Genomic DNA, 23,587 nt, shown 5'->3' with positions numbered 1-23,587 from the left:
CCCTCGCCGTCCCCACTGCGCCCACCGCCCCTCCCGGAGCGGTGATCGGCGCCGCCGGGGTGCACCGCCGGACGGCCCGTCGGCGGATCGGGGTCCTGCTCGGGCTCGCGGTGGTCGTGCTCGGCGCAGCGGTGGCGAGCATGCTCCTCGGCAGCAACAACATCGGTGCCGAGCGGGTGTTCGCCGGCCTGACCCGCAGCGGCTCGGGCACGGACGAGGCGATCGTCTGGGGTTCACGCGTCCCCCGCACGCTCATCGGGGCGGCCGTCGGCGCCGCACTCGGCATCGCCGGGCTGCTCATGCAGGGTCACACCCGGAATCCGCTCGCCGACCCCGGCCTGTTCGGGGTCTCGGCCGGCGCCGGGCTGGCCGTCGTGCTCGGCGTCTTCGTCTTCGGCGTCACGAACACCGGTGCGTCCGTCTGGTTCGCCCTCGTCGGCGCCGTCGTCGCGAGCGTCGTCGTCTTCTCGGTCACGGTCGCGGGCAGCGGGACCGCGAGCCCGGTGCCCCTCGCCCTGGCGGGGGCGGCGGTGTCGGCGCTGCTCGGTGCCCTGACGTCGTTCATCGTGCTGACCGACCAGGCGTCGCTCGACGCCTACCGGCTGTGGGTCGTCGGGTCGCTGTCGGGTCGACAGCTCGACGTGCTGCAGGCCGCGTGGCCGTTCATGGCGGTCGGCCTCGTCCTCGCGATCTGGAACACCAGGGCCCTCGACGCGCTCGGCCTCGGCCCGGAGCTCGCGAAGGGGCTCGGCGAGGACCTGCTCACCGCCCGCCTGGTCGGACTCGGCGGCATCACGCTCCTCGCCGCCGGCGCGACGGCAGCGGCCGGTCCGGTCGCCTTCGTCGGGCTGACCGTCCCGCACGTCGCACGGGCGGTCGTCGGCACCGGACACCGCTGGACCCTGCCCGCCACGGCACTGCTCGGTGCCGCCCTCGTCCTGCTCGCCGACGTGGTCGGGCGGCTCATCGGCGGGTTCGCCGAGGTCGAGGTCGGGATCATGCTGGCCGTGATCGGCGGCCCGGTGTTCGTCGCCGTGGCCCGTCGTCGATCGCTGGTGTCGCTGTGAGCGCCGCGACGACGCCCGCACCCGCCGTTGGCGCGCCGAAGGGCGACCGGAAGGGCATCCGCATCGGACCGGTCGGGCTCGCCTGGCGCCCACGCGTCCTCACCGCCACGGTCGTCGCGGTGGGCGTCGCCCTGCTGCTCGTCGTGCTCGGGGTAGCCGTCGGCTCGACGTTCATCGCCCCGGGCACCGTCGTCCGTGCGCTGATCGGGCTCGAGTCGGGACCGGAGTCGTTCATCGTGACGACGCTGCGCCTCCCCCGCGTCCTGACCGGGGCGCTCGTCGGGGTGACCCTGGCCGTCGCCGGTGCCCTGACCCAGACCTTCACGCGGAACCCGCTCGGGACACCGGACATCATCGGCGTGACCTCGGGTGCGAGCGTCGGTGCCGTGGCGGCCGTCGTCCTCGGCGGCGGCAGCTATTCGGTCAGCGCCCTCGTGCTCGGCGGCGGGATCCCCGTCGCGGCCACGATCGGAGCACTGGTCGCCGCCACGATCGTCTACGGCCTGGGCTGGCGGGGCGGCGTGCAGAGCCACCGGCTCATCCTGGTCGGCATCGGGGTGAGCGCCACGCTCGACGCCCTGACGAGCTACCTGCTCGTCCGCGCCAAGATCACGCAGGCCACGGCTGCTTCGCAGTGGCTCGTCGGCAGCCTGTCGAGCACCTCGTGGACGACGGTGTGGCCGCTCCTCGTCATCGCCGCGGTGGGCGTCCCGATCGCGCTCGCCACCTCGGCAGCGCTCGGCATCGGTCAGCTCGGTGACGAGGTCGCGACCGGCGTCGGGCTGGGTGTCCAGCGGCACCGGTTGCTCGTCATCGGCCTGGCGGTCGTCCTCACCGCGGCGGCGGTCGCGGCCGCGGGCCCGGTCGGGTTCGTCGCCTTCGTGGTGCCGCAGATCGCCCTGCGCCTGGCGGGGACGAACCGGCCACCGCTGGTGCTGTCGGCGGCCCTCGGCGCGGTGCTCGTGCTCGGTGCGGACCTGCTCGCCCGGTCGGCGTTCCCCTGGCAGGTGCCGGTCGGCATCGTCACCACCGTGATCGGCGCCCCGTACCTGATCTGGCTCCTCATCCGTCACCGCAAGGAGATGTCCCGATGACCACCACGACCCCGCCGGCGACCGCCGCCGCGTCCGCGCCGGACCGCCTGCACGCCGGCCCCGTCCTGGAGGCCCGTGGCCTGTCCGTCGGGTACGACAGGTCCCCGGTGCTCCGCGACCTCGACCTGTCGATCGGGCGCGGCACGGTGACGACGTTCCTCGGCGCGAACGGCTGCGGCAAGTCGACGCTGCTCAAGGCGCTCGGTCGGGTGCTCAAGCCGCAGGCCGGCGAGGTGCTGCTCGACGGCACCCCGATCCGGAAGGAGGCGAACCGGTCGGTCGCGCGGAAGCTCGCGATCCTCCCGCAGTCGCCGCTGGCCCCGGCCGGCACGAGCGTGCTCGACCTGGTGATGCGCGGCCGGAACCCGCACCAGTCGTGGGCCCGGCCGTGGACCGCCGAGGACGCCGCGGTGGCCGAGGACGCCATCGCCGCCACCGGTCTCACCGAGGTCGCCCACCGTGACGTCGCCAGCTTGTCCGGCGGGCAGCGCCAGCGCGCCTGGATCGCGCTCGTCCTGGCGCAGCGGGCGGACACGCTCCTGCTCGACGAGCCGACGACCTACCTCGACCTCGCCCACCAGCTCGACGTGCTGCGCCTGGTCCGTCGGATCAACCGCGAGCAGGGCGCCACGGTCGTGATGGTGCTGCACGACCTCACCCTGGCCGCGCGGTACTCGGACCGGCTCGTGGTGCTCCACGACGGCGGCGTCGTCGCGGACGGCGCTCCCGTCGACGTCCTCACGCCGGCCGTGCTCGAGCGTGCGTTCGGGTTGCACGCCCGCGTCGTCCCGGACCCCGTGACGGGGGCGCCGATGGTCGTCCCGGAGGCCGACGGACACACCGCGTGACGTCGGGCGTCGACCAGAACTGGTGCGATCCCGCTGGTTAGGTTAGGCTCACCTAACGTGAACACTCCCCGCCGCGGCTCCGTTCGTGCCGCCCTCCTGACCGCCGTCACCGCGACGGCCCTCATCCTCACCGGGTGCTCCAGCACCGGTGCCTCCGACGACACCGGCAGCGACGCGAAGGCGTCCTCCGGGGCCTGGTCGTACGAGGACGCCACGGGCACGACGGTGAAGGTCGACCACAGGCCGGAGCGCGTCGTGGTCCTCAACGACATCGCCATCTCGTTCATCGAGTACGGCCTCCGCCCGGTCGGCACCTTCGGGCAGCTCCCGATGACGAAGGACGCCCGGTTCGACGACCTCGACCAGGACGGCATCACGCAGCTCGGCACCGCCTACGGCGACATCGACCTCGAGCAGCTCGCCGCGCTGAAGCCCGACCTCGTCGTGACCTCGGTCTACCCGACCGACGCGAAGGGCACGCTCGACGCCTCGCAGCCTGCCTACGGCTTCAAGGACAAGGAGCAGCAGGAACAGGTCGAGGCCATCGCCCCGGTCGCCACCGTCAAGTGGGGCGGCAAGGGTCTCGACGTCATCGAGCACATCGCCGACCTCGCCGAGGACCTCGGCGCGGAGGAGTCCGCCGTCGACTCGGCCGAGAAGGAGTTCGACACCGCGAAGGAGACCCTCCGGACCGCGTCCGAGGAGAGCGGCGTGTCCGTCGTCTCGATGTACGCCGACGGTGACGGCGCCTACGTCACCCGCCCGTCCGACGAGCCCACGCTGCAGATGTGGAGCGACTTCGGCGTCGACCTGGTCACCCCGAAGCCGGAGGGCTTCTACTGGGGCATCTACAGCTGGGAGAACGCGGGCCAGATCTCGGCCGACGTCATCCTGCTGTCGCAGCAGGGCTACCAGGTGTCGGACCTCGAGAAGCAGCCGACGTTCGCAGACAACCCGGCCCTCGAGGCCGGTCAGGTGCACAGCTTCACCTTCCCGGCGCTGGACTACGCCTCGCAGGCCGACTACATGACGAAGCTCGCCGGCTGGCTCGACGACAGCAAGCCGGTCGCCTGAGCGACCCGACGACACGGCACGGGAGGCCTCGCACCAGCTGGTGCGGGGCCTCCCGTTCGTCGTGGGGTCGCGCAGCGACGTGGGGTAGGAACGAGACATGACGGACGCGGGGTGGCACGAGGACGTCCTCGGTCCGCCGTACGAGCGCCGCGAGCTGCCGCTCGGCGAGGACGCCGAAGGTCCGGTCGTCGCCACCCTGGTCCGCCGCCGACACTCGGTCGCCGACCACCTCCGTCCGCACCCCGGTCCGCTGCGGGACGTCGACGTCCTGTACGTGCACGGGTGGTCGGACTACTTCTTCCAGACGGAACTGGCCGAGCAGGTCGAACGGCTCGGTGCACGCTTCCACGCCCTCGACCTGCGGAAGTACGGGCGGAGCCTGCGGCCGCACCAGACGCCGGGTCACGTGGCCGACCTGTCCACCTACGACGAGGACATCGTCGCCGCCCTCGACGCGATCCGTGCGGAGCACCCCGGGCGACGGCGGCGGCTCGTACCGATGGGCCACTCCACGGGCGGGCTCACGCTGTCGCTCTGGGCCGCGCGCCACCCGGAGCTGGTCGACGGACTCGTCCTGAACAGCCCGTGGCTCGAGTTCCAGGCCGACGCGATCGGCCGGGCGGTCGTCGCACCGGTCATCAAGCTGGGCGCGAAGCGGAACCCCCTCGCCCCGATGCCGGCGGTCGACCCCGGCTTCTACACGCGGACGGTGTCGAGCTCGGCGGAGGGGTCGTGGACCTACGACCAGCGGTGGCGTCCCGAGCGGGGGTTCCCCCTGCACCCCGGCTGGCTCGCAGCGGTGTTCGCCGGGCAGGAGCGGGTGGCACGCGGGCTCGGGCTCGCGGTCCCGGTGCTCGTCATGCTCAGCGACAGGAGCATGCTGCAGCCGCGGTGGAACGAGGGCATGTCCCGCGCCGACGTGGCGCTCAACGTCGACGTGGTCGCACGGCGGGCGCTGTCGCTCGGCGACGAGGTGACCGTCCGGCGACTGCACGGCGCGCTGCACGACGTCGTGCTCTCCGCCGAGCCCGTGCGCGAGCGTGCGTACGACGCCATCGGGCGGTGGGCGGCGGCGCTCCCCAGCTGAGCGACGGCACGGGCCGCGTCGGCGGCGGGTACGTCAGGGAGCCCGGACCGTCGCCAGTCCGTCGATCGCAGTCCGGGTGGCCGCGGCGACGAGGGCGTCGTCGGGCTGGGCGTCGGCCGTGTCGTGGCTCGTCATGACGACGAGCACGACCGGGGCGCGGCCCGGTGGTGTGACGATGCCGACGTCGTTCCGCACGCCGTACGACCCGGTGCCGGTCTTGTCCGCGACCGACCAGCCCGCCGGCACACCCGCACGGATGGTCCCCGCACCCGTCGTCGTCCCGCGCATCAAGTCCACGAGGAGCGCACGGTCGTCCGGGTCGAGACGGTCGCCGAGCAGGACGGTCCGGAGGTCGGCGGCGAACTGCGACGGGGTGGTCGTGTCCCGCTCGTCGCCGGGGACGGCCGCGTTCAGGTCGGGTTCGACGCGGTCGACCCGTGTCACGTCGTCCCCGATGCCGCGGAGCCAGCTCTGCACGGCAGCCGGACCGCCGATCCGCGACACGAGCAGGTTCGCCGCGGTGTTGTCACTCGTGCGGATCATCGCGTCGAGGAGTGCGCGGACGGTCATGCCGGTGCCGACATGCCGCGAGGTGACCGGCGCGTACGACAGCAGGTCCCTCGGCCCGATCGGGACGACGGCGGCGAGGTCGCTCCCCGCGGCGTCGTCGAGCACGGCCGCGGCGATGAACACCTTGGCGGTCGAGGCGAACGGGAACCGCTCCCCCGCCCGGTGCGCGACGGTGGCACCATCGGCGGTGTCGACGGCCACGACGCCGATCCGGGCGGCGGTGTGCTCGGCCTCGAGTGCCGAGAACGCCCGTGTGGCCCGGGCACCCGTCGCCGGACCGGTCGGGGTGGAACGTCCGGACGCGGACGGGGTCCCGCTCCCGGCCGCCGGGGTGGGATCCGCCGCCCGGCACCCGGCGAGGCCGATCGACAGGGCCGCCACCACGGCGAGCACTGCCACGCGTCGCGCGCTCGTCGCGGAGCTCGCGCGCTGTCCGCCCGGCCGGGGTCGGCGACGCTGCGGCGGGACGTCCCGCCGCGTGGTCACGGCAGGATGGCGTCGACGTAGCCGCCGTCCGCCCGGAGGGCGCCGCCCGTCGTGGCGGACGCCAGCGGCGACGCGAGGTAGGTCACCATGTGAGCGACCTCCTCCGGTTCGAGCAGGCGCTCGACGAGCGACTGCGGCCGGTGCTCCCGCATGAACGTGCGCTGCGCCTCGTCCCAGGGCAGGTCGGTGCCGACCATCTCGCCGACGAAGTCCTCGACGCCGGCGGTGTGGGTCGGGCCGGCGATCACGGTGTTGACGGTGACGCCCGTGCCCTTGACCGCCTTGGCGAACCCCCGCGTCACGGCCAGGAGCGCCGTCTTCGTCATGCCGTAGTGGATCATCTCGGCCGGGGTGACGACGGCGGAGTCGCTCGCGATGGACACCACGCGTCCGTACCCGTGCTCCGTCATCGCCGGGAGGTACGAGCGGATCAAGCGGACGGCGGAGAGGACGTTCACCTCGAAGTAGTGGCGCCACTCGTCGTCGGTGATCTCGAAGGGGTCACGGCTGCCGAAGATCCCGAGGTTGTTGACGAGGACGTCGACGTGCGGGTGCGCATCGAGCACCGCCGCCGCTCCCTCCGCCGTCGAGAGGTCCGCGGCCACCCCGTCCACCTGCGCCCCGGGGACGGCCTCGCGCACGGCGTCGATCGCCCGCTGCACGCCGTCGGCACCGCGCCCGTTCACGATCACCGAGGCCCCCGCCCGCGCCAGGTCCACGGCGATCGCCAGTCCGATGCCCTGCGTCGAGCCCGTGACGAGGGCGGTCCGGTCGGTCAGGTCGATCTGCGTCATGGTCGCCACGCTAACGCTCGTCCGTCCGGGGCGTCACGGCTCGTGGGTCACCGGACGCCGGTCGCCTCGAGGTGGACCCGGAGGACGTCGCGCACGGTCGTCCAGGTGTGCGGACCGTAACGGTCGTCGTCGACGTGCCGCAGCTGCGCCTGCCCGCTGAACATGCTCACGAAGTACTGCATCCCCTGCCAGGCCGGGAACGTCTCGTCCGGGTCCTTCGACATGCGCCTGCCGACCGCGCTCATCGCCGAGAGGGTCCCGGTCGTGCCGGCCCACTGCAGCCGGAAGGCCGTCCCGGTCAACTCGCTCATGATGTCCGCGACGTCCCGTGCCGAGATGTGGTCGCCCGCCGTCTCGACGACGCGCGGAGCATCCTCGTCCAGCGCGGTGAGGGCCACCACCCGGGCGACGTCGTCCTTCGTGGTGAAGTCGAGGACCTGGTCGGCGGAGGACCAGAACAGGACCCGGCGACGACCGAACAGGATCATCGGCGCCTGGCCGGTGAGCAGGTCCGTGAACATGCCGGTGAGGATCGACGTCGCGCGGACGGGCGCAGCATCGACCTCGGCGGCGAACTCGCGTCGGAGTTCGAAGTTGCGGTTCGTGCCGGGCGTGATGCGTCGGTAGTCGGCCGAGTAGTCCGACGGGATGAAGCGCGGCACGCCGGCCGCGACGGTCGCCGCGAGGAGGGCGCGCTGCGCGTCCACGATCACGGGACGGGTCCCGCTGACGGCCGAGACGACGACGTCGACCCCTGTGACGGCCTCGGTGAGGGCCACGTGGTCCGTGTACGCCGCGGCGACCACGTCGACGCGCGGGTCGGCGCCGAAGAGGTCGGTGGCGGTCCCGCTCCCGGGACGGGTGAGGGCCCGGACGCGGACGTCGCGCTCCGCGAGTTCACGGACGATGCGCTGGCCGAGGTCACCGGTGGCGCCGGCGACGAGGACGGTACTGGTCATGGGAGAGGCCTCACTGTGGGGTGGTCGACGGGGTCGATCGGGATGTGGACGGAGCGCGCCGTCGGGAGCGCTCCGGGACGGCGAGCGGGTGTTCGAACGCCGGGTCGACGTCCGCCGCCCCGGCTCTGGCGGCCCCGGCGCCCAGCGCGACGCGCGCGAGGAGCCGACGCATCGACGTCTGCTCGTCCGCGCCGAGGTGTCGCATCAGCACACCCTCGGCAGTCCGCAGGGCCAGCCGCGTCCGGACGAGCAGGGCGTGGCCGGCGTCGGTCGGGTGCACCTGGCGGACGCGGCGGTCCGTCGGGTCCGCGCGTCGTTCGACGAAGCCGCCGGCCTCGAGCGCGTCGACGACGTAGGTCATCTGGGTCTTGTCGATCCCCAGACGGTTCGCGAGCAGGAGTTGCGAAGAGGGCTCCTCGGTCGTGGTCGCCACGAGCACCTGGTAGCCGCGGGGTCCGCCGGGCACGTCCGCGACCGCCACGCTGCCGAGGCGGATGTACTCCTGGAGGACGAGGGGGACGGCCCAGCCGAACTCGGTCTCGATGCCCTGGGCCTCCCAGTCGATCTCGGGGAGGTCACCCGCTGGATCCGCCGTCAATCGATCGTCCACGCATCGGACCTTACACGGCGAGGATCATCTGACGCAAAGATCATCTGACGCAAAGATCATCTTGAACGGGGAACAGCTGTTCCCCGAACGAGGAGACGACCACGGACGACCCCGCGGCGGTCACGCCCTCCGCGCTGCTCTTGCGCTCAGTGGACACGACGGCGATCGGGCGGGCCCCTCTGCCGATCCGGTCGTATCCTCTCCGCACAGCCACGCAACGGAGCGTGACGGACACCGGAGAGGTTCGGGCCATGACTGCTGTCGACGATGCACGCACCACTGCAGACACCACCCCCGCGATCGCGATCGAGCGGGACGGCGGCCAGCTGCCCTGCCCCCGGTGTTCTCGCCCGCTCCGTGTCGCCCGGAACCAGTACTACGGCGTCGGGCTCGCCGTCCACGAGTGGTTGCACGTCTGCCCCGGGTGCCCCTGGTTCGCCTTCGCTCCGTCCCCCTCGGCAGAGGCGGTCGTCGCCGGCGACCGCCGACTCCCCCGCTGGATGGCACTGCTCCAGCGCCACGGTCGGTACCGGCGAGCGCCGCGCTGAGCCGACGACGGTACGGTCGCCGCCCGCCTGGGCGATCCGGGCCTCCCGTCCACCTCGGATGCGTGGGGTACCGGGGGACGTTCCTGAGCATCAGCCCGGCGAAGATGCACCGAGTGCATCGATGCACCTAGTGTCGTCGTCGTGACCCTCTCGCCCGACCGCCGCGCTGCCCTCAAGGCGCGGCACCGCGAGGCGATCCTCGGCGCCGCACGCGACCTCATCGAGGACCGCGGGGGCGAGTTCAGCGTCGACGAGCTCGCAGCACGCGCCGACGTCGCACGGCGGACCGTCTTCAACCACTTCGCCTCACTGGACGAGGTGCGTCTCGCCGTGTGCGAAGAGGCACTGTCGGTCATCATCGACCGTTTCCTGGCCGAGATCGCCAGCACGCCGGTCGGGGACGGTTCGCGGTCGGCGATGTTCGACGAACTCGAGTCCGCCGCCCGTGGCACCGACCTGCCCAGCGCCATCGTCCGGCTGCACCGGATCCTCGGCGAGCCGGAGGGCGACGACCCGAAGGCGACCGCGCTGACGCAGACGGCGTTCGCGCGGGTCACGGGGCGCCTCCGCAGCGAGGTCGCCCGCCGCCATCCCGCAGCTGATGCCCTGGACACCGCCCTGCTGGTGGACTCGTTGATGAGCGGCATCGTCGTCATCGCCGACCACTGGCTCACCACCACCGGCCCCCGCCTGGACGAACAGGCGCGGGACGACTGGGACGCCCTGCTCGGACGACTCGTGCACAGCGTCCGCAGCGGGTACCTGCCCGAGCACTGACCACACCACCGACGTCTCCCCCGGGGTCCACCGGCGCACCCCGCTCGACAGCACCACCCACGACGAAAGGAACGGGGCCCAGCATGGCCGGTCTCCTCTACCGCCTCGGTCGCTTCGCGGCCCGCCGACACTGGACGGTGATCATCGCCTGGATCGTCCTCATGGCGATCGCCGGTGTCACCTTCAGCCTGTTCTCGGGCACCATCTCGTCCTCCATCACCATCCCCGGCACGAAGACCAGCCAGGTGCAGGACGAACTGGCCGACAAGTTCCCGAGCGCGAACGGCGGCAACGGCACCCTCGTCTTCCAGACGAAGGACGGCGAGGCCTTCACGGACGCCCAGAAGGACGACGTGAAGTCGTTCCTGACGGACCTCGAGGACCTGCCGGGCGTCAAGGGCACCACCGACGGCTTCGAGACGCAGCAGCAGCTCGACGACCAGCGGCAGAAGATCGTCGACGGCCGTGAGGAGATCGCCGAGGGGCGCGACCAGATCGAAGACGGCCAGGCCCAACTCGACGCCCGGAAGGAGCAGCTGGAGTCCGGCAAGCAGCAGATCGCCGACGCCCAGGCCCAGCTCGACGCCCAGAAGGCGCAGGCCCAGGCGCAGGCCCAGGCCGCGGGTGCAGCGGCCGCCGCCAGCCCCGCCGCGCAGGCCCAGGCACAGGCCGGCCAGCAGCAGCTCGAGCAGGCGCAGGCCCAGATCGACGCCCAGCAGCAGCAGATCTCGGCGGGCGAGCAGCAGATCGCCGATGCGCAGAAGACCATCGACGAGAACACGCAGAAGCTCGAGGACAGCGAGCGCGAGCTCGAACAGGGCTCCGATCTGCTCGACCTGTCGAAGGACATCCGCTTCGTCTCGTCGAACGACTCCGCCGCCATCGGCACGGTGCAGTTCACCAAGTCGACCTTCGAGGTCCCGCAGACCACGAAGCAGGAGATCGCGGACCGTGCGGACGCTGCGGAGATCAGCGGCGTCGACGTCTTCGTGTCGAACGACATCGCCCAGGGCGTGCCCTCGATCCTCGGACCGGGCGAGGTCATCGGCGTCGTCATCGCCGCCCTCGTGCTCTTCCTCATGCTCCGCACGGTCATCGGCGCCGCGATCCCGCTGCTCAGCGCCGTGCTCGGCGTCGGGGTGGCGACGCTCGCGTCGCTGTCCTTCTCGGACCTCGTCGAGTTCATCTCGGTCACGCCCGTGCTGGGGGTGATGCTCGGCCTGGCGGTCGGCATCGACTACTCACTGTTCATCCTCAACCGGCACCGAGGGCAGCTCAAGCAGGGCATGGGCGTGCACGAGTCGATCGGCCTGGCGAACGGCACCTCCGGCAACGCCGTGGTCTTCGCCGGCACGACGGTCATCGTCGCGCTGCTCGCACTGAACATCACCGGCATCCCCTTCCTCGGCCTGATGGGCACGGTCGGGGCGGTGGCGGTCCTGTTCGCCATCCTCATCGCGACCTCGTTCACGCCGGCGCTGCTCTCGCTGCTCGGCTTCCGGATCCTCCGCAAGAAGGAGCGTCAGCAGATCGGGCACACCGGCTCGGTGCAGGTCCCGAACAAGCCGATGTCGACCTGGCGTGCCGTGATCACCCTCGTCGCGGGCGTCGCCGTCCTCGGCACGATCGCCCTCCCCGCCACCCAGATGCGCCTCGGCCTGCCGTCCGGTTCGTCCGAGGCCGTGGAGTCCAGCCAGTACAAGGCGTACAAGACGCTCGAGAAGGAGTTCGGCGCCGGTCAGAACGGCCCGCTGCTGGTCGTCGCGACGCTGCCCCAGGCGGTCGACGAGGACGACGTCACCGCGACCGAGGTCACGATCGGCCAGGCGCTCGCGGAGAACGGCGACGTCGACGCGGTCCTGCCGATCGGTGCGTCGAAGGACCGCACGATCATCGCCTTCCAGGTGAAGCCGGACGGCGGCCCGGACAGCGTCTCGACCGAGGAACTCGTCAAGGACCTCCGCGCCCAGAGCGTCTCGACCGACGACGGTGAGGTGGAGCTCGGCGTCGCCGGCAACGCCAGCGCCAACATCGACGTGTCCGAGAAGCTCGCGAACGTGCTGCCGCTCTACCTCGCGGTCGTCGTCGGGCTGTCGCTCGTCATCCTGATCATCGTGTTCCGGTCGTTCCTCGTGCCGATCACGGCGACGGCGGGCTTCATCCTGTCGGTGCTCGCCTCGTTCGGTGGTCTGACCGCGATCTACCAGTTCGGTTGGCTCGGCAGCGTGTTCGGGGTGCACGACCCCGCGCCGATCCTGAGCTTCCTGCCCATCATCGAGATCGGCATCCTGTTCGGCCTCGCGATGGACTACCAGCTCTTCCTGGTGTCCGGCATGCGGGAGGCGTACGCCCACGGAGCCAGCGCCAAGGTCGCGGTGCAGCGCGGTCTGCACGCCGGTCGCGCGGTGGTCACGGCGGCCGCGATCATCATGATCTCGGTGTTCGCGGGCTTCATCTTCTCGGAGTCGTCGACCATCAAGCCGATCGGCTTCGGCCTGGCGTTCGGTGTCCTCCTCGACGCGTTCGTCGTCCGCATGCTGCTCATCCCCGCCGTGATGCACCTGCTCGGCAAGAGCGCCTGGTGGATCCCGAAGTGGCTCGACCGGATCCTGCCGGACGTCGACGTCGAGGGCGCGAAGCTCGAGCGCATGCAGCCGACGACGGCGCACGAGTCGCCCGCCGGGTCCGGTGACCGGGACGGCGCCGCCCACCACGGGTCGCACGCGGCCCCGGCCGACCCGGACGCGCCGACGCACGCTTCCGGTCACCCGCCGGCCCACCGCGCGTAGGCCGACGGCGCCGCCGACGGGAGGCCCGGTGCCGGTCCACGAGACCGGCACCGGGCCTCCCGTCCTCCGTCCCGTCCTGCCAGCTCGCCAGGCCCCGCGCGCGATGCTCTGTGCACAGCCCTTCGTGCACGAAGGGTACGGTGTGATCATGCTCGACACCGAGACCGATCCGCTGTCCCTCGACCGGCAGCTCTGCTTCGCCCTCGCGGCGACGAGCCGCAGCATCGTCGGCCTCTACCGCGAGATGCTCGAACCGATGGGGCTGACGCATCCGCAGTACCTCGTGATGCTCGCCCTCTGGGAGCGGGACCCGCGGTCCGTGCGGGAGATCGCCGCCGAACTCCGGCTCGAGTCCGCGACGCTGAGCCCCCTGCTGAAGCGGCTCGAGGCGTCGGGCTACGTCCGGCGGGGCCGCAGCACCGAGGACGAACGCCAGCTCGCGGTGTCGCTGACCACGGCAGGCCGAGCGCTCCGCGACCGGGCCGAGGCGGTGCCCGTCGCCGTCGCCGCCCGACTGGGGTGGCCGGTCGCCCGTCTCGAGGCGCTGAAGGACGAGTTGACCGCGCTCCTCGAGGTCGTCGACCACGCGGACGAGAAACCACGAGTACACTAACCATCAGGGCACGAACGGAAGGCAGCCATGGGACGCTTCGCGCAGTGGTACGAACGATGGAACACGACGCTCATCGACAAGATGGGCCCGTCCCAGATCGGCGCCGGCCACCCCGAGGGCATCGACGACCGCACGGTCGACCGCGAGTGCCCGATCTGCCACCAGCCGCTGTCCCTGCACACCGTGATCCGCCCCGAGGGACAGGTCCGGTCCTCCACCCTGGTGTGCCCGCGCCGCTGATCCCGGCCAGACCGACCACCTCTCCAGCGCGACCGAAGTCGGAATGGGCAACATCCGCCACACGTTCCCGCTCGGTGTGAAGCTCTTCGAACCCGCCGACCTCGGCGCCCTCCGACTCAGCAACCGCATCGTCATGGCCCCGCTCACGCGCACGCGTGCCGGTGAGCACGGTGTCCCGAACGACCTGCTCGTCGAGCACTACGCGCAGCGCGCCGGCCTCGGCATGATCATCACCGAGGGCACGTGGCCCGTGCAGGAGGGACGCTCGTACCCGGGGCAGCCCGGCATCGAGACCGAGGAGCAGATCGCCGGCTGGCGTCGCGTCGCCGACGCCGTGCACGAGCGCGGCGGCACCATCGTCATGCAGCTCATGCACGGAGGCCGCGTGTCGCACCCCTCGATCTCGCAGACCCCCCGCATCGTCGGCCCGAGCGCGGTCGCCGCCCCCGGTCAGACGCACCTGGCCGACGGCTCGAAGGCCGACATGCCGGTCCCCCACGAGCTCACCACCGACGAGGTCGCCGAGGCCGTCCAGGGCTTCGTGCAGGCCGCCCGCAACGCGATCGCGGCCGGCATCGACGGCGTCGAGGTGCACGGCGCGAACGGGTACCTCGTGCACGAGTTCATGTCGTCCCACTCGAACACCCGCACCGACCAGTACGGCGGCTCGCCGGAGAACCGCGCGCGCTTCGCGATCGAGGTCACCACGGCCGTCGCCGAGGCCGTCGGCGCAGACCGCACCGGCATCCGCCTGTCGCCCGAGCACGGCATCCAGGGCGTCATCGAGGACGACGCCGCCGACGTCCGCGCCGTCTACTCCGCGGTCGCCGAGGGCCTGGCGCCGCTCGGCCTCGCGTTCATCGACGTCCTGCACGCCGAACCGGCCGGTGATCTGGTGCAGCACATCCGCCGGACGGCCGGCGCACCGTTCGTCGTCAACTCCGGCTTCAGCGCGATGACCACCCGCGACGAGGCGATCATGGTCGTCGACGAGGACATCGCCGACGCCATCGCCGTCGGCCGGCCCGCGATCGCGAACCCGGACCTCGCCGAGCGCTGGGAGCAGGACGCGGAGCTCAACCAGCCGCGGCCCGAGCTCTTCTACGGCCAGGGCGCCGAGGGCTACACCGACTACCCGACCCTCGCCGAGGTGCGCACGTCGGTCGCGTAGACCCCATGCAGTCGGACGGGAGGCCCGGTACCGGTGGTACCGGGCCTCCCGTCGTCCGTGCCGCGATCGGCGGAGCGGGGCCGGACGGAGCGGTCGGCTCGGCGGCGGTCGGGACCGGCCGACCGGCTCACCGGCCGTCCGGTCCCGGCCGGTCACGGTCCACCCCGTCCCAGAGGTCGCCGCACTCCACCGGTTCGGCACCGGCAGCGCGGAGCCAGGGACCGGCACCGCGGTCGCATCTGTCCACCGTCGACGGAGCGAGCGCTGCCGAGAGCGCGGGCCAGTGGTCGCGACCGATGAGCACCGGGTGCCCGGGAGCGCCGTCGTGGGTCGCCCGTCGCAGTGCCCTGCGTCGTTCGCCGCACCCGAGCACCCGCCGGACGGCGGTCGCCGGCAGGTCGGGCAGGTCCACGAGCGACACGAGGACCGCGGCGACGGCGGGGTCCTCGCCCGCGGCCGCGAGGCCGGTGCGCAGCGACGCGGCCGGGCCGCGCTCCCAGTCCGCGGCGACCACGCTGCGGACGGTCGGTCGGGGCGGGACCAGGGCACGGGCCTCCCGACCGGCCGCACCGAGCACGACGACCACGCCGTCGCAGCCACCGTCGAGCAGGGCGCCGACCGCGGCGTCGAGCCACGGTCTGCCGTCCGCCCGCCGTACCAGCGCCTTCGGCCGGCCCATCCTGGTGCCCGCGCCAGCAGCCAGGACGACGCCGACGACGCGCTCCGCAGCCGCCGTCCGCTCCGGTGCCGTCACGGTGCCGGACGCCTCAGACGAAGCCGGGCACCGCGAGCCACGCCGCCGGTGCCTCGGCCACGCCGTCCCGGACGACCGAGCCGGAGATGAGGCCGTAGGGGCGGTCGGCGGCGTGGAAAACCTCGCCGGGGTTGTCGAGCCCGAACGGCGCGAGGTCGACGAGGAAGTGGTGCTTGTTCGGCATCGAGAAGCGCACCTCGGCGATCTCCGGGAACGCCTCGATCGCCGCCCGCCCCATCGCGAACAGCGTCTGCTGCAGCGCCAGCGAGTGGAGGTCCGCGAAGGTCGCGAGCATCCGGTCGAGCACCCCCGCGTAGACGGCGTCGTGGTCGATGCCCGCCTCGACCGCGTCGGGCAGGTACCGCCAGCGCGCCGTCACCGCGGTCGCGAGGATGCGGTCGTCGGTCTCGGCGAGCGTCGTGTAGCCGTCACGCGGGAAGCCGTGGAACTCGCTGCCGGTCGACTTGAGCACCGTCAGGTCGGTGACGCCCGCGATCACGTGCACGTCGTCGCCGTCGACCTGGACCACCGCGGTCCGGGTGCCGGCGCCCGCACGGACGAAGGCGTGGTCGTGCTCCCGGCCGTCGACCGTGATGCGCTCCCACGTGTGCTGCTCGGCGGAGAGCGTCGCCCCGTCGTACCAGTCGAACGCGGTGGTGAAGTGCCGGCCGAGGCGGAGCAGGAACTCCTCCGGACTGTGCACCCCGTGTTCCCGTGCGAAGGCGTACACGGTGTTCTTCTGCGTGTCGGTGGCGACGACCTTCGCGTTGTCGCCGGCCGTGTACGAGTCGGCGAGCGCCGTCCCCCGCAGCTGGGTCGTGACGGTGAGGTCCTCGATCTCGTGCCGGTCGGTGTCGCGGGTGACCCGGACCAGGCGGACCTCGGCCTTGCCGTACTGGTTCGCGCCGAGGTGCACGGTCGTGGGGACGGACGTGCTGGTGTCGGCGCCGGTCGTGGTGGTGTCGGTCATGGTCGGGGTCAGCTCCCTCGGTAGGTGGAGTGTGCAAACGGACTGAGGAGCAGGGGGACGTGCAGGTGCCCGGGGTCGTCCGGCACCGTGAGCACGACGACCACCCGGGGGTGGAACGCCGGCAGGCCGAGCCCGGCCCAGTACGCGCCGGTGGCGAACGTCAGCGTCCACTCCCCCGGTGCCAGGTGGTCCGGGCCGAGCGCACCGACGCGTCCGTCCGGGTCGGTGGTGCCCGAGGCGACGAGCGTCCCCTCGGCGTCGACGAGCGTGATGTCGATGCCCGCGGCCGGCCGACCGTGCGTGGTGTCGAGCACGTGGGTGGTCAGGTGGCTCATGCGACGCTCCTGGCGAGTCGGAGGAGGGCGATCTCCCGCAGCTGGTCGGCGACCTCGGTGCGCTCGGTGGCGTCGTCGTTGCCGAGTCGTCGGCGGAGCTCGGCGAGGACCTGCTCCGCCGTCCGTCCGGCGGCACGGACGAGGAACACCCGGTCGAACCGCGCTTCGTAGTCCGCGTTCCCCTGCCGGAGCGCCGCGGCGGTGGCCCGGTCGGCGTCGGCGGACGCCGCCTGTTCGAGCCGGGAGGCTGCTGCCGCTGCTCCGTCCCCGACGGGACGGTCACCGATGCGCGGGTGCTCGGCGAGCGCGGCCGCGACCTCGGCGTCGGTCCAGGTGCGGGCGAGCCGGTCCGCCGCGGCGGTGAGGGCGCCGACGGTGCCGAAGGGGCGACCGGCGAGCACGGCGTCGACCCACCGGGGTACGGCGGCCCAGGACGTCACGAGTGCACGGGCATCGTCGACGTCGAATCGGTCGAAGGCGTCGACCCCGACGGTGCTGGACGGCAGAACGGTCATGTTCCGGAGGATGGCACCCCCGTGTTTCGGGCAGGGGTCGAGCAGGTCACGGCTCCGCGCGGCGACCGACAGCGGCTGTTCCTTCCCCGAAACGACGCTGAAACACCGGTTCCCTACCGTTGCCGACATGGCATGGAACAGGGGCATGATCGCGCACGGCCGACGGGTCGGTGTGCTGATCGTCCCCCGTCGCCCTGCCCTGATCGGACCTGTCCATGGACCTCGTCTCCGTCCGCACCGTGCGGACACCGTCGCGCCGCGACGACCTCACGCTCTCCCCCGGTGACCGTCCGCTCGGCGGTGGCACCTGGTTGTTCTCCGAGGAGCAGCCCGGGCTGACCGGGCTCGTCGACCTGACGTCGCTCGGCTGGCCCGACGTCGAGCGCACGCCCGGCACCCTGACCGTCGCCGCGACCTGCACGATCGCGTCGCTGCTGGGCGTCCGGCCCGACGACTCGTGGCGCGCCTGGCCGCTCGTCGAGCAGTGCGCGAACGCCCTGCTCGCGTCGTTCAAGGTCTGGAACGCCGCGACCGTCGGCGGGAACGTGGCCGTCGGACTGCCCGCGGGTGCGATGACGGCGCTGCTCGTCACGCTCGACGCCACCGCGGTCGTGTGGACGCCGGACGGCGGGGAGCGGCGGGTGCCCGTCGAGCAGCTCGTCCTCGGTGTGCGCACGCTCGACCTGCGACACGACGAGGTCATCCGGTCCTTCGAGGTCCCGGAGGCGGCACTCCGCGACACGACCGGGTACCGCCGCGTGTCGCTCAGCCCGCACGGCCGGTCGGGGTCGCTCGTCACCGCGCGGTGGTCCGCGCAGGGCTTCGTGCTCGTGGTCACCGCCGCCACTCCGCGCCCGGTCGTGTTCCGGTTCGCGGGCGTCCCGACGGCCGACGGACTCGACGGCGCGCTCACGGCCGTGCTCGGGTCCGACGGCGACTGGTACGACGACCCGCACGGGTCCCCCGCCTGGCGCCGGGCCGTCAGCACCCGGTTCGCGCACGAGCTCCGCGCCGAAGCAGCAGCGGGAGGTGCGCGATGAGGCTCGAGGTCGACGGCACCGCGCTCGAGGTCGACCCGCAGCCCGGCCAGGTCCTCCGGACGCTCCTCCGGCAGCACGGCGTGACGTCGGTGAAGAAGGGGTGCGACGCCGGCGACTGCGGTGCCTGCTCGGTGCTCGTCGACGGGGTCCCCGTGCACTCCTGCATCACGCCCGCGCACCGGATGGACGGACGCTCGGTCACGACCGCCGCGGGGCTCGGCGCCCCGGAGCACCCGCACCCGGTGCAGCGCGCGTTCGCCGAGGCGCCGGGCTTCCAGTGCGGCTTCTGCACCGCCGGCTTCGTCGTCACCGCGTCCACGCTCACCGACGACGACCTGGCCGACCGGCACCGGAAGCTCAAGGGCAACCTCTGCCGCTGCACCGGGTACCGGGCGATCGAAGACGCACTCGACGGTGTCTCGAACACCGCGTGCGCCGCCGCCGGCGCAGCGGTCGGCACGTCCGTCGCCGCACCGGCAGCGATGCGCATCGTGACCGGGCAGGAGGAGTACACGCTCGACGTCCCCGGGGACCCCGCGGTCCGGGCCACCGAGGCCCTGCTCCACCTCGCCGTCCTCGGCAGCCCGCACCCGCACGCGCGCATCGCCGCGATCGACACCGCGGCGGCCGAGGCGCTCCCCGGGGTGCACGCCGTGCTGACGTACCGGGACGACCCCGGTGTCCTGTTCTCCACGGGACGACACGAGTCACGGCTCGACGACCCGGACGACACCCGCGTCCTCGACCGGGTGCTCCGCTTCCGCGGACAACGGGTCGCCGCGGTCGTCGCCGACAGCGTCCGGACCGCCGAACAGGCGTGCGCGCTCGTCCACGTCGACTACGAGGTCCTGCCGAGCGTGCACGACGTCGACGCCGCGCGTCGACCGGGGGCGCCGCTGCTGCACGGCGACAAGACGTCGGCCGAGCACCGGATCGCCGAGCCCACGCGGAACGTCGTGGCGAGCCTCCACGGCGGCACCGGTGACGTGGACGGCGCTCTGGCCACGTCGGCCGCGACCGTCGACGGCGTCTGGCACACCGGCCGGGTGTCCCACGCGGCGCTCGAGACCCACGCCACCCGCGGCTGGGTCGACCCGGACGGGAGGCTCGTGCTCCGGACCGCCACGCAGGTCCCGTTCCTGGTCCGGGACGAGATCGCCCGCGTCTTCACGCTCGACCCGGCCCGGGTGCGCGTCGTCGCGAAGCGGGTCGGCGGCGGGTTCGGCGGCAAGCAGGAGCTGCTCACCGAGGACCTCGTCACGCTCGCTGTGCTGCGCACGGGCCGGACCGTGCAGTACGAGTTCAGCCGACGTGACGAGTTCACGATCGCGCCCACCCGCCACCCGATGCGCGTCCGGGTCCGGCTCGGGGCCGACACCGACGGGACGTTGACCGCGATGCACGTCGACCAGACGATGGACACCGGGGCGTACGGCAACCACGGCATCGGCGTCATGTTCCACTCGGTCAGCGAGTCGGTCGCGGTGTACCGGTGCCCGGTCAAGCGGGTCGACGCCGAGTCGGTGTACACGAACAACCTGCCGTCCGGGGCGTTCCGCGGGTACGGCCTCGGGCAGGTGGTGTTCGCGATCGAGTCCGCCATGGACGAGCTCGCGCGGGAGCTCGGCATCGACCCGCTCGAGCTCCGCCGGCGGAACGTCGTCGTGCCCGGGGACCCGCTCGTCGTGACCGACCCGCACGAGGAGACCGACCTGCGGTGGGAGAGCAGCTACGGACTCGACCAGTGTCTCGACCTCGTGGAACAGGCCCTCGCCGGTCCCCTGCCCGAGGTCCCACCGATGGACGGCCCGGTGCTGCGCGGTCCCGGCCTCGACCGCTCCCCGGACTGGGCGTACGGCACCGGGGTCGCGCTCGCGGCCATCGCGACCATGCCGCCGCGAGGACACCACGCACACACCTCGGTTGAACTGCTGCCCGGTGGCCGCTACCGGATCGGCGTCGGCACGGCCGAGTTCGGCAACGGCACGACGACCGTGCACACGCAGCTCGTCGCCACCGCGCTCGGCACCACCCCGGACCGCGTCGACGTGCACCAGTCCGACACCGACGCCGCCCGGCACGACACCGGGGCGTTCGGGTCGGCCGGGGTCGTGGTCGCCGGCCGAGCCCTGTACGCCGCCGCACAGGCGCTCCGGGACGACCTGACCGCGCGGGCCCTCGCGCTGGTCGCGGCCCGCACCCCGCGCACTGCCTCGGGCGTGCTCGGTCCGGCGGTCGCCGTGGGACCCGAGGGGGTCCGCGTCGGCGACGAACTCGTCGGACATGCCCAGCTCCTGGCCGAGGGTCCGCTCATCGCCCACGCCAGCCACGACGGCACCCCGCGCTCGCTCGCGTTCACCGTGCACGGGGCCCGGGTCGCCGTGCACCGGCCGACCGGCGAGGTCCGCGTCCTGCAGAGCGTGCAGGCCGTCGACGCCGGCACGGTCCTCAACCCGGAGCAGCTCCGGGGCCAGGTCGAGGGCGGTGCCGCACAGGCGATCGGTTCGACCCTCTACGAGGAGGTCGTGCTCGACGACGCCGGCCGGGTCACCACGGACGCCTTCCGGTCCTACCGGGTGCCGAAGATCTCCGACGTGCCCCGGACGCAGGTGTTGTTCGCCGACACGCACGACCCGCTCGGCCCCCTCGGGGCGAAGTCCATGAGCGAGGCCCCGTACAACCCGGTCGCCCCGGCGATCGCGAACGCCGTGCGTGACGCGATCGGGGTCCGGCCGTACCGCCTGCCGATGACCCGCGACCGGGTGTGGGCGCTGCTGGCGGATGCGACCGACGCCGGAGGTGCGTGATGTTCGAACTGGCACCGCGCCTCCTGGCCGTCCTCGACGCCGGCGACCCGGTCGTCGTCGCGACCGCCGTCGACGTGCAGGGCAGCTCGCCGAGCGGGACCGGCACCTCGATGGCGGTGCTGCCCGGCGGCGAGGTCGTCGGGACCATCTCCGGCGGATGCGTCGAGGGGTCGCTCTACCTGACCGCCGAGGAGGTCCTGACGACCGGCGTCCCCGTGCTCGAGCGCTTCGGGTTCGAGGACCCGTCCGACCCGGCGACCGACTGGGCGCCAGGGCTGCGGTGCGGGGGTCGGGTCGAGGTCCTCGTCCACCGCGTCCTGCCGACCGACGCCGTCGTGCTCGACGCGCTCCGAGCCGCCGCTGCCGGGACGCCGACGTCGCTCACGGTGTCCCTCGAGCCCGCGTCGCTCGGCGAGGTCGTGCCCCCGTCGGACAGGTGCCGGACCCGAGCCTTCACCGAGTACGCCGGCGGCCGTGCCCGCTGCATCGTCGTCGGCGCCGTCGAGTTCGCCGTCGCGGTGACGAACACCGCGGCGATGCTCGGGTACGCGGTCACCGTCGTCGACCCGCGGCCGGTGTTCCTCACCGACCGACGGTTCCCGGCGGCGCAGGAGCGGATCGTCGGGTGGCCGCCGAGGGTGCTCTCCCACACCGCGATCGGACCGGACACCGTCGTGGTGCTGCTGTCCCACGACGACCGGTTCGACGCCGAGGTGCTCGACCTCGCGCTCCGCCGCGGCGCGGGGTACGTCGGGGCGATGGGGTCCCGGGCGACGCACGAGCGGCGGCTGGCGGTGCTGCGCGAGCTCGGGACTCCCGACACCGGGCGGCTGCGTTCGCCGATCGGGCTCGACATCGGGGCGGAGACACCGGCTGAGATGGCGCTCGCGATCATGGCCGAGGTCGTGGCGGTGCGCCGGGGTGCGCCGGGCGGTCCGCTCGTCGATGCGACTGGGCCGGTGCACCGGCGACCTCTGAGGACGCGTTGAACGTGCCCCTCCGGCTGCTACTGGTCGCCCATCGACAGGAGAGAGAACCAGTGGCGCTCGGCGAGGACGGACGGAGGACCACTGTGCAGCCACTCGCCGGGCACGACCGGATCGGCGTCAGTCGTCCAGACGCCGAAGTACGCGACCGGTGTAGGCCAGTCGTAGCCCGGTGACGGCCGCGGAACGGTGTTGCGAACCGCCCCGAGGTACCGGGGCACCTGGCCTCCGCCGGTGACCCGGCGCATCAGCGCTGCGATGGCTACTGAGCCGTCGGGATCGCCGGTCCCGACGTACGCCGTCGGCAGGTCGAGTTTGCCCGAGCCGTCCCGGCGTGTGCAGAACAGCCGGCCGTCCACTTGAACGAGGAGTCGCACGAGACCCATCGGCCGCGGGACCGAACCGCCGAGGAGGGTCTCAGCAATGCTCCCGATCGGCAGCCATGGAGCGTCCGGCGTCGAGGAGACGACTGTTGCTCGCTCGTCGTGCATGGCGACGAGCGTATCGACCATGCGGACGCGAGCCGCACCGTCGGCCGATCAGCCCAGGACGCCCGTGTGCTCGAGCACGATCTGCACGCCGATGAGGATGAGCACCACACCGCCGGCGATCTCGGCCGGCTTGCCGAAGCGCGCCCCGACCCGGCGGCCGACCACCACCCCGATGTAGCTCAGCACGGCGGTCGTCACGCCGATGAGCAGCACCGCCCAGCCGATCGACACCGGCAGGAACGCCAGCGTGATGCCGACCGCCAACGCGTCGATGCTCGTGGCGACCGCGAGGACGAGCAGCTCCCGGACGCGCAGTCGGTCCGTGTCCTCGTCGGTGTCCTCATGACCGTGGAACGCCTCCCACAGCATCTTCCCGCCGACGAGCGCGAGCAGACCGAAGGCGACCCAGTGATCGACGTCCGCGATGGCGCTGGCGAAGGTGGTGCCGAGCAGCCACCCGAGCAGCGGCATGAGCGCTTGGAAGGCACCGAACACGAGTGCGATGACGACGGCCTGGCGCGCGGAGAACCGCTTCATGTGCAGGCCCTTGCCGAGCGCGACGGCGAAGGCGTCGGCGGAGACGCCGATCGCGATCAGGAGCAGGGCCCAGAACGACATGGGGTGGTGCCTCTCGAGACGGACGGAGGAGACACCGTCGTCTCGGAACCCGACGATCCTGCCACGTCGATCGCAGCCTCCGGGACCGGAAAGGCCTGATCAGGAGGATTCGTCAGCCCGAATCCGCCCGTTGGGCGCACCGCCTCGGCAGGAGCGGACGACCTGGTCCGCACGGCCGGATGTAACAGGACGGTAACGACGGCAAACCCACCCAAACCATGTCGGCACCGGTGCCGAATCACTGTCACAAGCCGGGAACGGCCCGCAAGCGCTCACCAGCCGCACATCGCTGGTTCTCCACCCCTTCGCGGGGTGTGTTCGGCGCGCATCCATCCCTGATCCGC

24 protein-coding genes are annotated in these 23,587 nt (G+C 72.6%); 14 read left to right on the top strand and 10 right to left on the bottom strand.

What is annotated here, in order from left to right; all coding sequences use genetic code 11:
- The 5 genes from DEI83_RS15230 to DEI83_RS15210 all read left to right on the top strand — a co-directional run.
- Positions 1 to 1,067: iron ABC transporter permease (locus tag DEI83_RS15230; protein WP_309146600.1), on the top strand; the 1,067-nt coding region annotated here is incomplete at its 5' end.
- Positions 1,064 to 2,161: an iron chelate uptake ABC transporter family permease subunit gene (locus tag DEI83_RS15225; protein ID WP_258371249.1), complete on the top strand. Its 1,098-nt coding sequence runs from the start codon at positions 1,064 to 1,066 to the stop codon at positions 2,159 to 2,161. The genes DEI83_RS15230 and DEI83_RS15225, both read left to right, overlap by 4 nt.
- Entirely contained in the window at positions 2,158 to 3,009 is an 852-nt protein-coding gene (locus DEI83_RS15220; RefSeq protein WP_111082782.1) for an ABC transporter ATP-binding protein, read from the top strand. Before DEI83_RS15225 ends, DEI83_RS15220 begins: the two co-directional genes overlap by 4 nt.
- 57 nt (positions 3,010 to 3,066) lie before the next feature.
- Complete coding sequence (locus DEI83_RS15215; RefSeq protein WP_111082781.1) at positions 3,067 to 4,083, top strand: ABC transporter substrate-binding protein; 1,017 nt, start codon at positions 3,067 to 3,069, stop codon at positions 4,081 to 4,083.
- A 97-nt stretch (positions 4,084 to 4,180) separates the two neighbouring features.
- Positions 4,181 to 5,170, top strand: coding sequence for an alpha/beta hydrolase (locus tag DEI83_RS15210; protein WP_111082780.1), 990 nt, complete (start codon positions 4,181 to 4,183; stop codon positions 5,168 to 5,170).
- Positions 5,171 to 5,203: 33 nt separating this feature from the next.
- Here DEI83_RS15210 and bla read toward each other — a convergent pair whose 3' ends face one another.
- From bla to DEI83_RS15190, 4 genes are all read right to left on the bottom strand, one after another.
- A complete protein-coding gene (bla, locus tag DEI83_RS15205) occupies positions 5,204 to 6,139 on the bottom strand; it encodes a class A beta-lactamase (protein ID WP_111082779.1) in 936 nt (311 codons plus the stop codon).
- Positions 6,140 to 6,222: 83 nt separating this feature from the next.
- Positions 6,223 to 7,020: an SDR family NAD(P)-dependent oxidoreductase gene (locus tag DEI83_RS15200; protein WP_111082786.1), complete on the bottom strand. Its 798-nt coding sequence runs from the start codon at positions 7,018 to 7,020 to the stop codon at positions 6,223 to 6,225.
- 47 nt (positions 7,021 to 7,067) lie between these two features.
- Positions 7,068 to 7,979: an NmrA family NAD(P)-binding protein gene (locus tag DEI83_RS15195; RefSeq protein ID WP_111082778.1), complete on the bottom strand. Its 912-nt coding sequence runs from the start codon at positions 7,977 to 7,979 to the stop codon at positions 7,068 to 7,070.
- A 10-nt stretch (positions 7,980 to 7,989) separates the two neighbouring features.
- Complete coding sequence (locus DEI83_RS15190) at positions 7,990 to 8,589, bottom strand: MarR family winged helix-turn-helix transcriptional regulator (protein ID WP_258371248.1); 600 nt, start codon at positions 8,587 to 8,589, stop codon at positions 7,990 to 7,992.
- A 251-nt stretch (positions 8,590 to 8,840) separates the two neighbouring features.
- Between DEI83_RS15190 and DEI83_RS15185 the strand changes: the two genes are divergently transcribed.
- The 6 genes from DEI83_RS15185 (at position 8,841) to DEI83_RS15160 (ending at position 14,727) form a co-directional block, all read left to right on the top strand.
- Positions 8,841 to 9,137, top strand: a complete 297-nt coding sequence (locus DEI83_RS15185) for a hypothetical protein (protein ID WP_111082776.1) — start codon at positions 8,841 to 8,843, stop codon at positions 9,135 to 9,137.
- A 141-nt stretch (positions 9,138 to 9,278) separates the two neighbouring features.
- On the top strand, positions 9,279 to 9,914 hold the full coding sequence (locus tag DEI83_RS15180; RefSeq protein WP_181431266.1) for a TetR/AcrR family transcriptional regulator: 636 nt from the start codon (positions 9,279 to 9,281) through the stop codon (positions 9,912 to 9,914).
- Between the two features lie 83 nt (positions 9,915 to 9,997).
- Positions 9,998 to 12,703, top strand: coding sequence for an MMPL family transporter (locus DEI83_RS15175; RefSeq protein ID WP_111082774.1), 2,706 nt, complete (start codon positions 9,998 to 10,000; stop codon positions 12,701 to 12,703).
- Between the two features lie 148 nt (positions 12,704 to 12,851).
- A complete protein-coding gene (locus DEI83_RS15170) occupies positions 12,852 to 13,316 on the top strand; it encodes a MarR family winged helix-turn-helix transcriptional regulator (protein ID WP_111082785.1) in 465 nt (154 codons plus the stop codon).
- A 27-nt stretch (positions 13,317 to 13,343) separates the two neighbouring features.
- Positions 13,344 to 13,556 (top strand): hypothetical protein, encoded by a 213-nt coding sequence (locus tag DEI83_RS15165; RefSeq protein WP_111082773.1) that lies wholly within the window; start codon positions 13,344 to 13,346, stop codon positions 13,554 to 13,556.
- Positions 13,557 to 13,632: 76 nt separating this feature from the next.
- The gene (locus DEI83_RS15160) at positions 13,633 to 14,727 is read left to right on the top strand and encodes an alkene reductase (protein WP_181431267.1); all 1,095 of its coding nucleotides are present in this window, start codon (positions 13,633 to 13,635) and stop codon (positions 14,725 to 14,727) included.
- A gap of 127 nt (positions 14,728 to 14,854) precedes the next feature.
- Here the strand turns inward: DEI83_RS15160 and DEI83_RS15155 are convergent, their stop codons facing one another.
- Genes DEI83_RS15155 through uraD form a run of 4 tightly spaced genes read right to left on the bottom strand, consistent with a single transcriptional unit; the run spans position 14,855 to position 17,301 of the window.
- A complete protein-coding gene (locus DEI83_RS15155; protein WP_258371247.1) occupies positions 14,855 to 15,481 on the bottom strand; it encodes an NTP transferase domain-containing protein in 627 nt (208 codons plus the stop codon).
- 13 nt (positions 15,482 to 15,494) lie between these two features.
- Entirely contained in the window at positions 15,495 to 16,451 is a 957-nt protein-coding gene (pucL, locus tag DEI83_RS15150; RefSeq protein WP_111082771.1) for a factor-independent urate hydroxylase, read from the bottom strand.
- A gap of 8 nt (positions 16,452 to 16,459) precedes the next feature.
- Positions 16,460 to 16,786, bottom strand: coding sequence for a hydroxyisourate hydrolase (uraH, locus tag DEI83_RS15145; RefSeq protein WP_111082770.1), 327 nt, complete (start codon positions 16,784 to 16,786; stop codon positions 16,460 to 16,462).
- The gene (gene uraD, locus DEI83_RS15140) at positions 16,783 to 17,301 is read right to left on the bottom strand and encodes a 2-oxo-4-hydroxy-4-carboxy-5-ureidoimidazoline decarboxylase (protein ID WP_111082769.1); all 519 of its coding nucleotides are present in this window, start codon (positions 17,299 to 17,301) and stop codon (positions 16,783 to 16,785) included. Before uraD ends, uraH begins: the two co-directional genes overlap by 4 nt.
- A gap of 215 nt (positions 17,302 to 17,516) precedes the next feature.
- Between uraD and DEI83_RS15135 the strand changes: the two genes are divergently transcribed.
- The 3 genes from DEI83_RS15135 to DEI83_RS15125 are packed head-to-tail and all read left to right on the top strand — an operon-like array spanning position 17,517 to position 22,137.
- Positions 17,517 to 18,341, top strand: a complete 825-nt coding sequence (locus tag DEI83_RS15135; RefSeq protein ID WP_111082768.1) for a xanthine dehydrogenase family protein subunit M — start codon at positions 17,517 to 17,519, stop codon at positions 18,339 to 18,341.
- Positions 18,338 to 21,148 carry a molybdopterin cofactor-binding domain-containing protein gene (locus DEI83_RS15130; RefSeq protein ID WP_111082767.1) on the top strand — a complete coding sequence of 937 codons (2,811 nt, stop codon included), beginning with the start codon at positions 18,338 to 18,340 and terminating at the stop codon, positions 21,146 to 21,148. The genes DEI83_RS15135 and DEI83_RS15130 overlap by 4 nt, the downstream gene beginning before the upstream one ends.
- Positions 21,148 to 22,137: an XdhC family protein gene (locus tag DEI83_RS15125; RefSeq protein WP_111082766.1), complete on the top strand. Its 990-nt coding sequence runs from the start codon at positions 21,148 to 21,150 to the stop codon at positions 22,135 to 22,137. Before DEI83_RS15130 ends, DEI83_RS15125 begins: the two co-directional genes overlap by 1 nt.
- 17 nt (positions 22,138 to 22,154) lie before the next feature.
- Here DEI83_RS15125 and DEI83_RS15120 read toward each other — a convergent pair whose 3' ends face one another.
- Together DEI83_RS15120 and DEI83_RS15115 are read right to left on the bottom strand one after the other, a co-directional pair.
- The gene (locus DEI83_RS15120) at positions 22,155 to 22,625 is read right to left on the bottom strand and encodes an NUDIX hydrolase (RefSeq protein WP_146243369.1); all 471 of its coding nucleotides are present in this window, start codon (positions 22,623 to 22,625) and stop codon (positions 22,155 to 22,157) included.
- A gap of 48 nt (positions 22,626 to 22,673) precedes the next feature.
- On the bottom strand, positions 22,674 to 23,243 hold the full coding sequence (locus DEI83_RS15115; protein ID WP_111082764.1) for a manganese efflux pump MntP family protein: 570 nt from the start codon (positions 23,241 to 23,243) through the stop codon (positions 22,674 to 22,676).
- Between the last annotated feature and the right edge of the window lie 344 nt (positions 23,244 to 23,587).

This window comes from Curtobacterium sp. MCBD17_021 (assembly GCF_003234525.1).
Classification (GTDB): Bacteria; Actinomycetota; Actinomycetes; order Actinomycetales; family Microbacteriaceae; genus Curtobacterium.
Note: the sequence above shows the minus strand (reverse complement) of the source record. Positions and strands in the feature narration are given on the sequence as shown.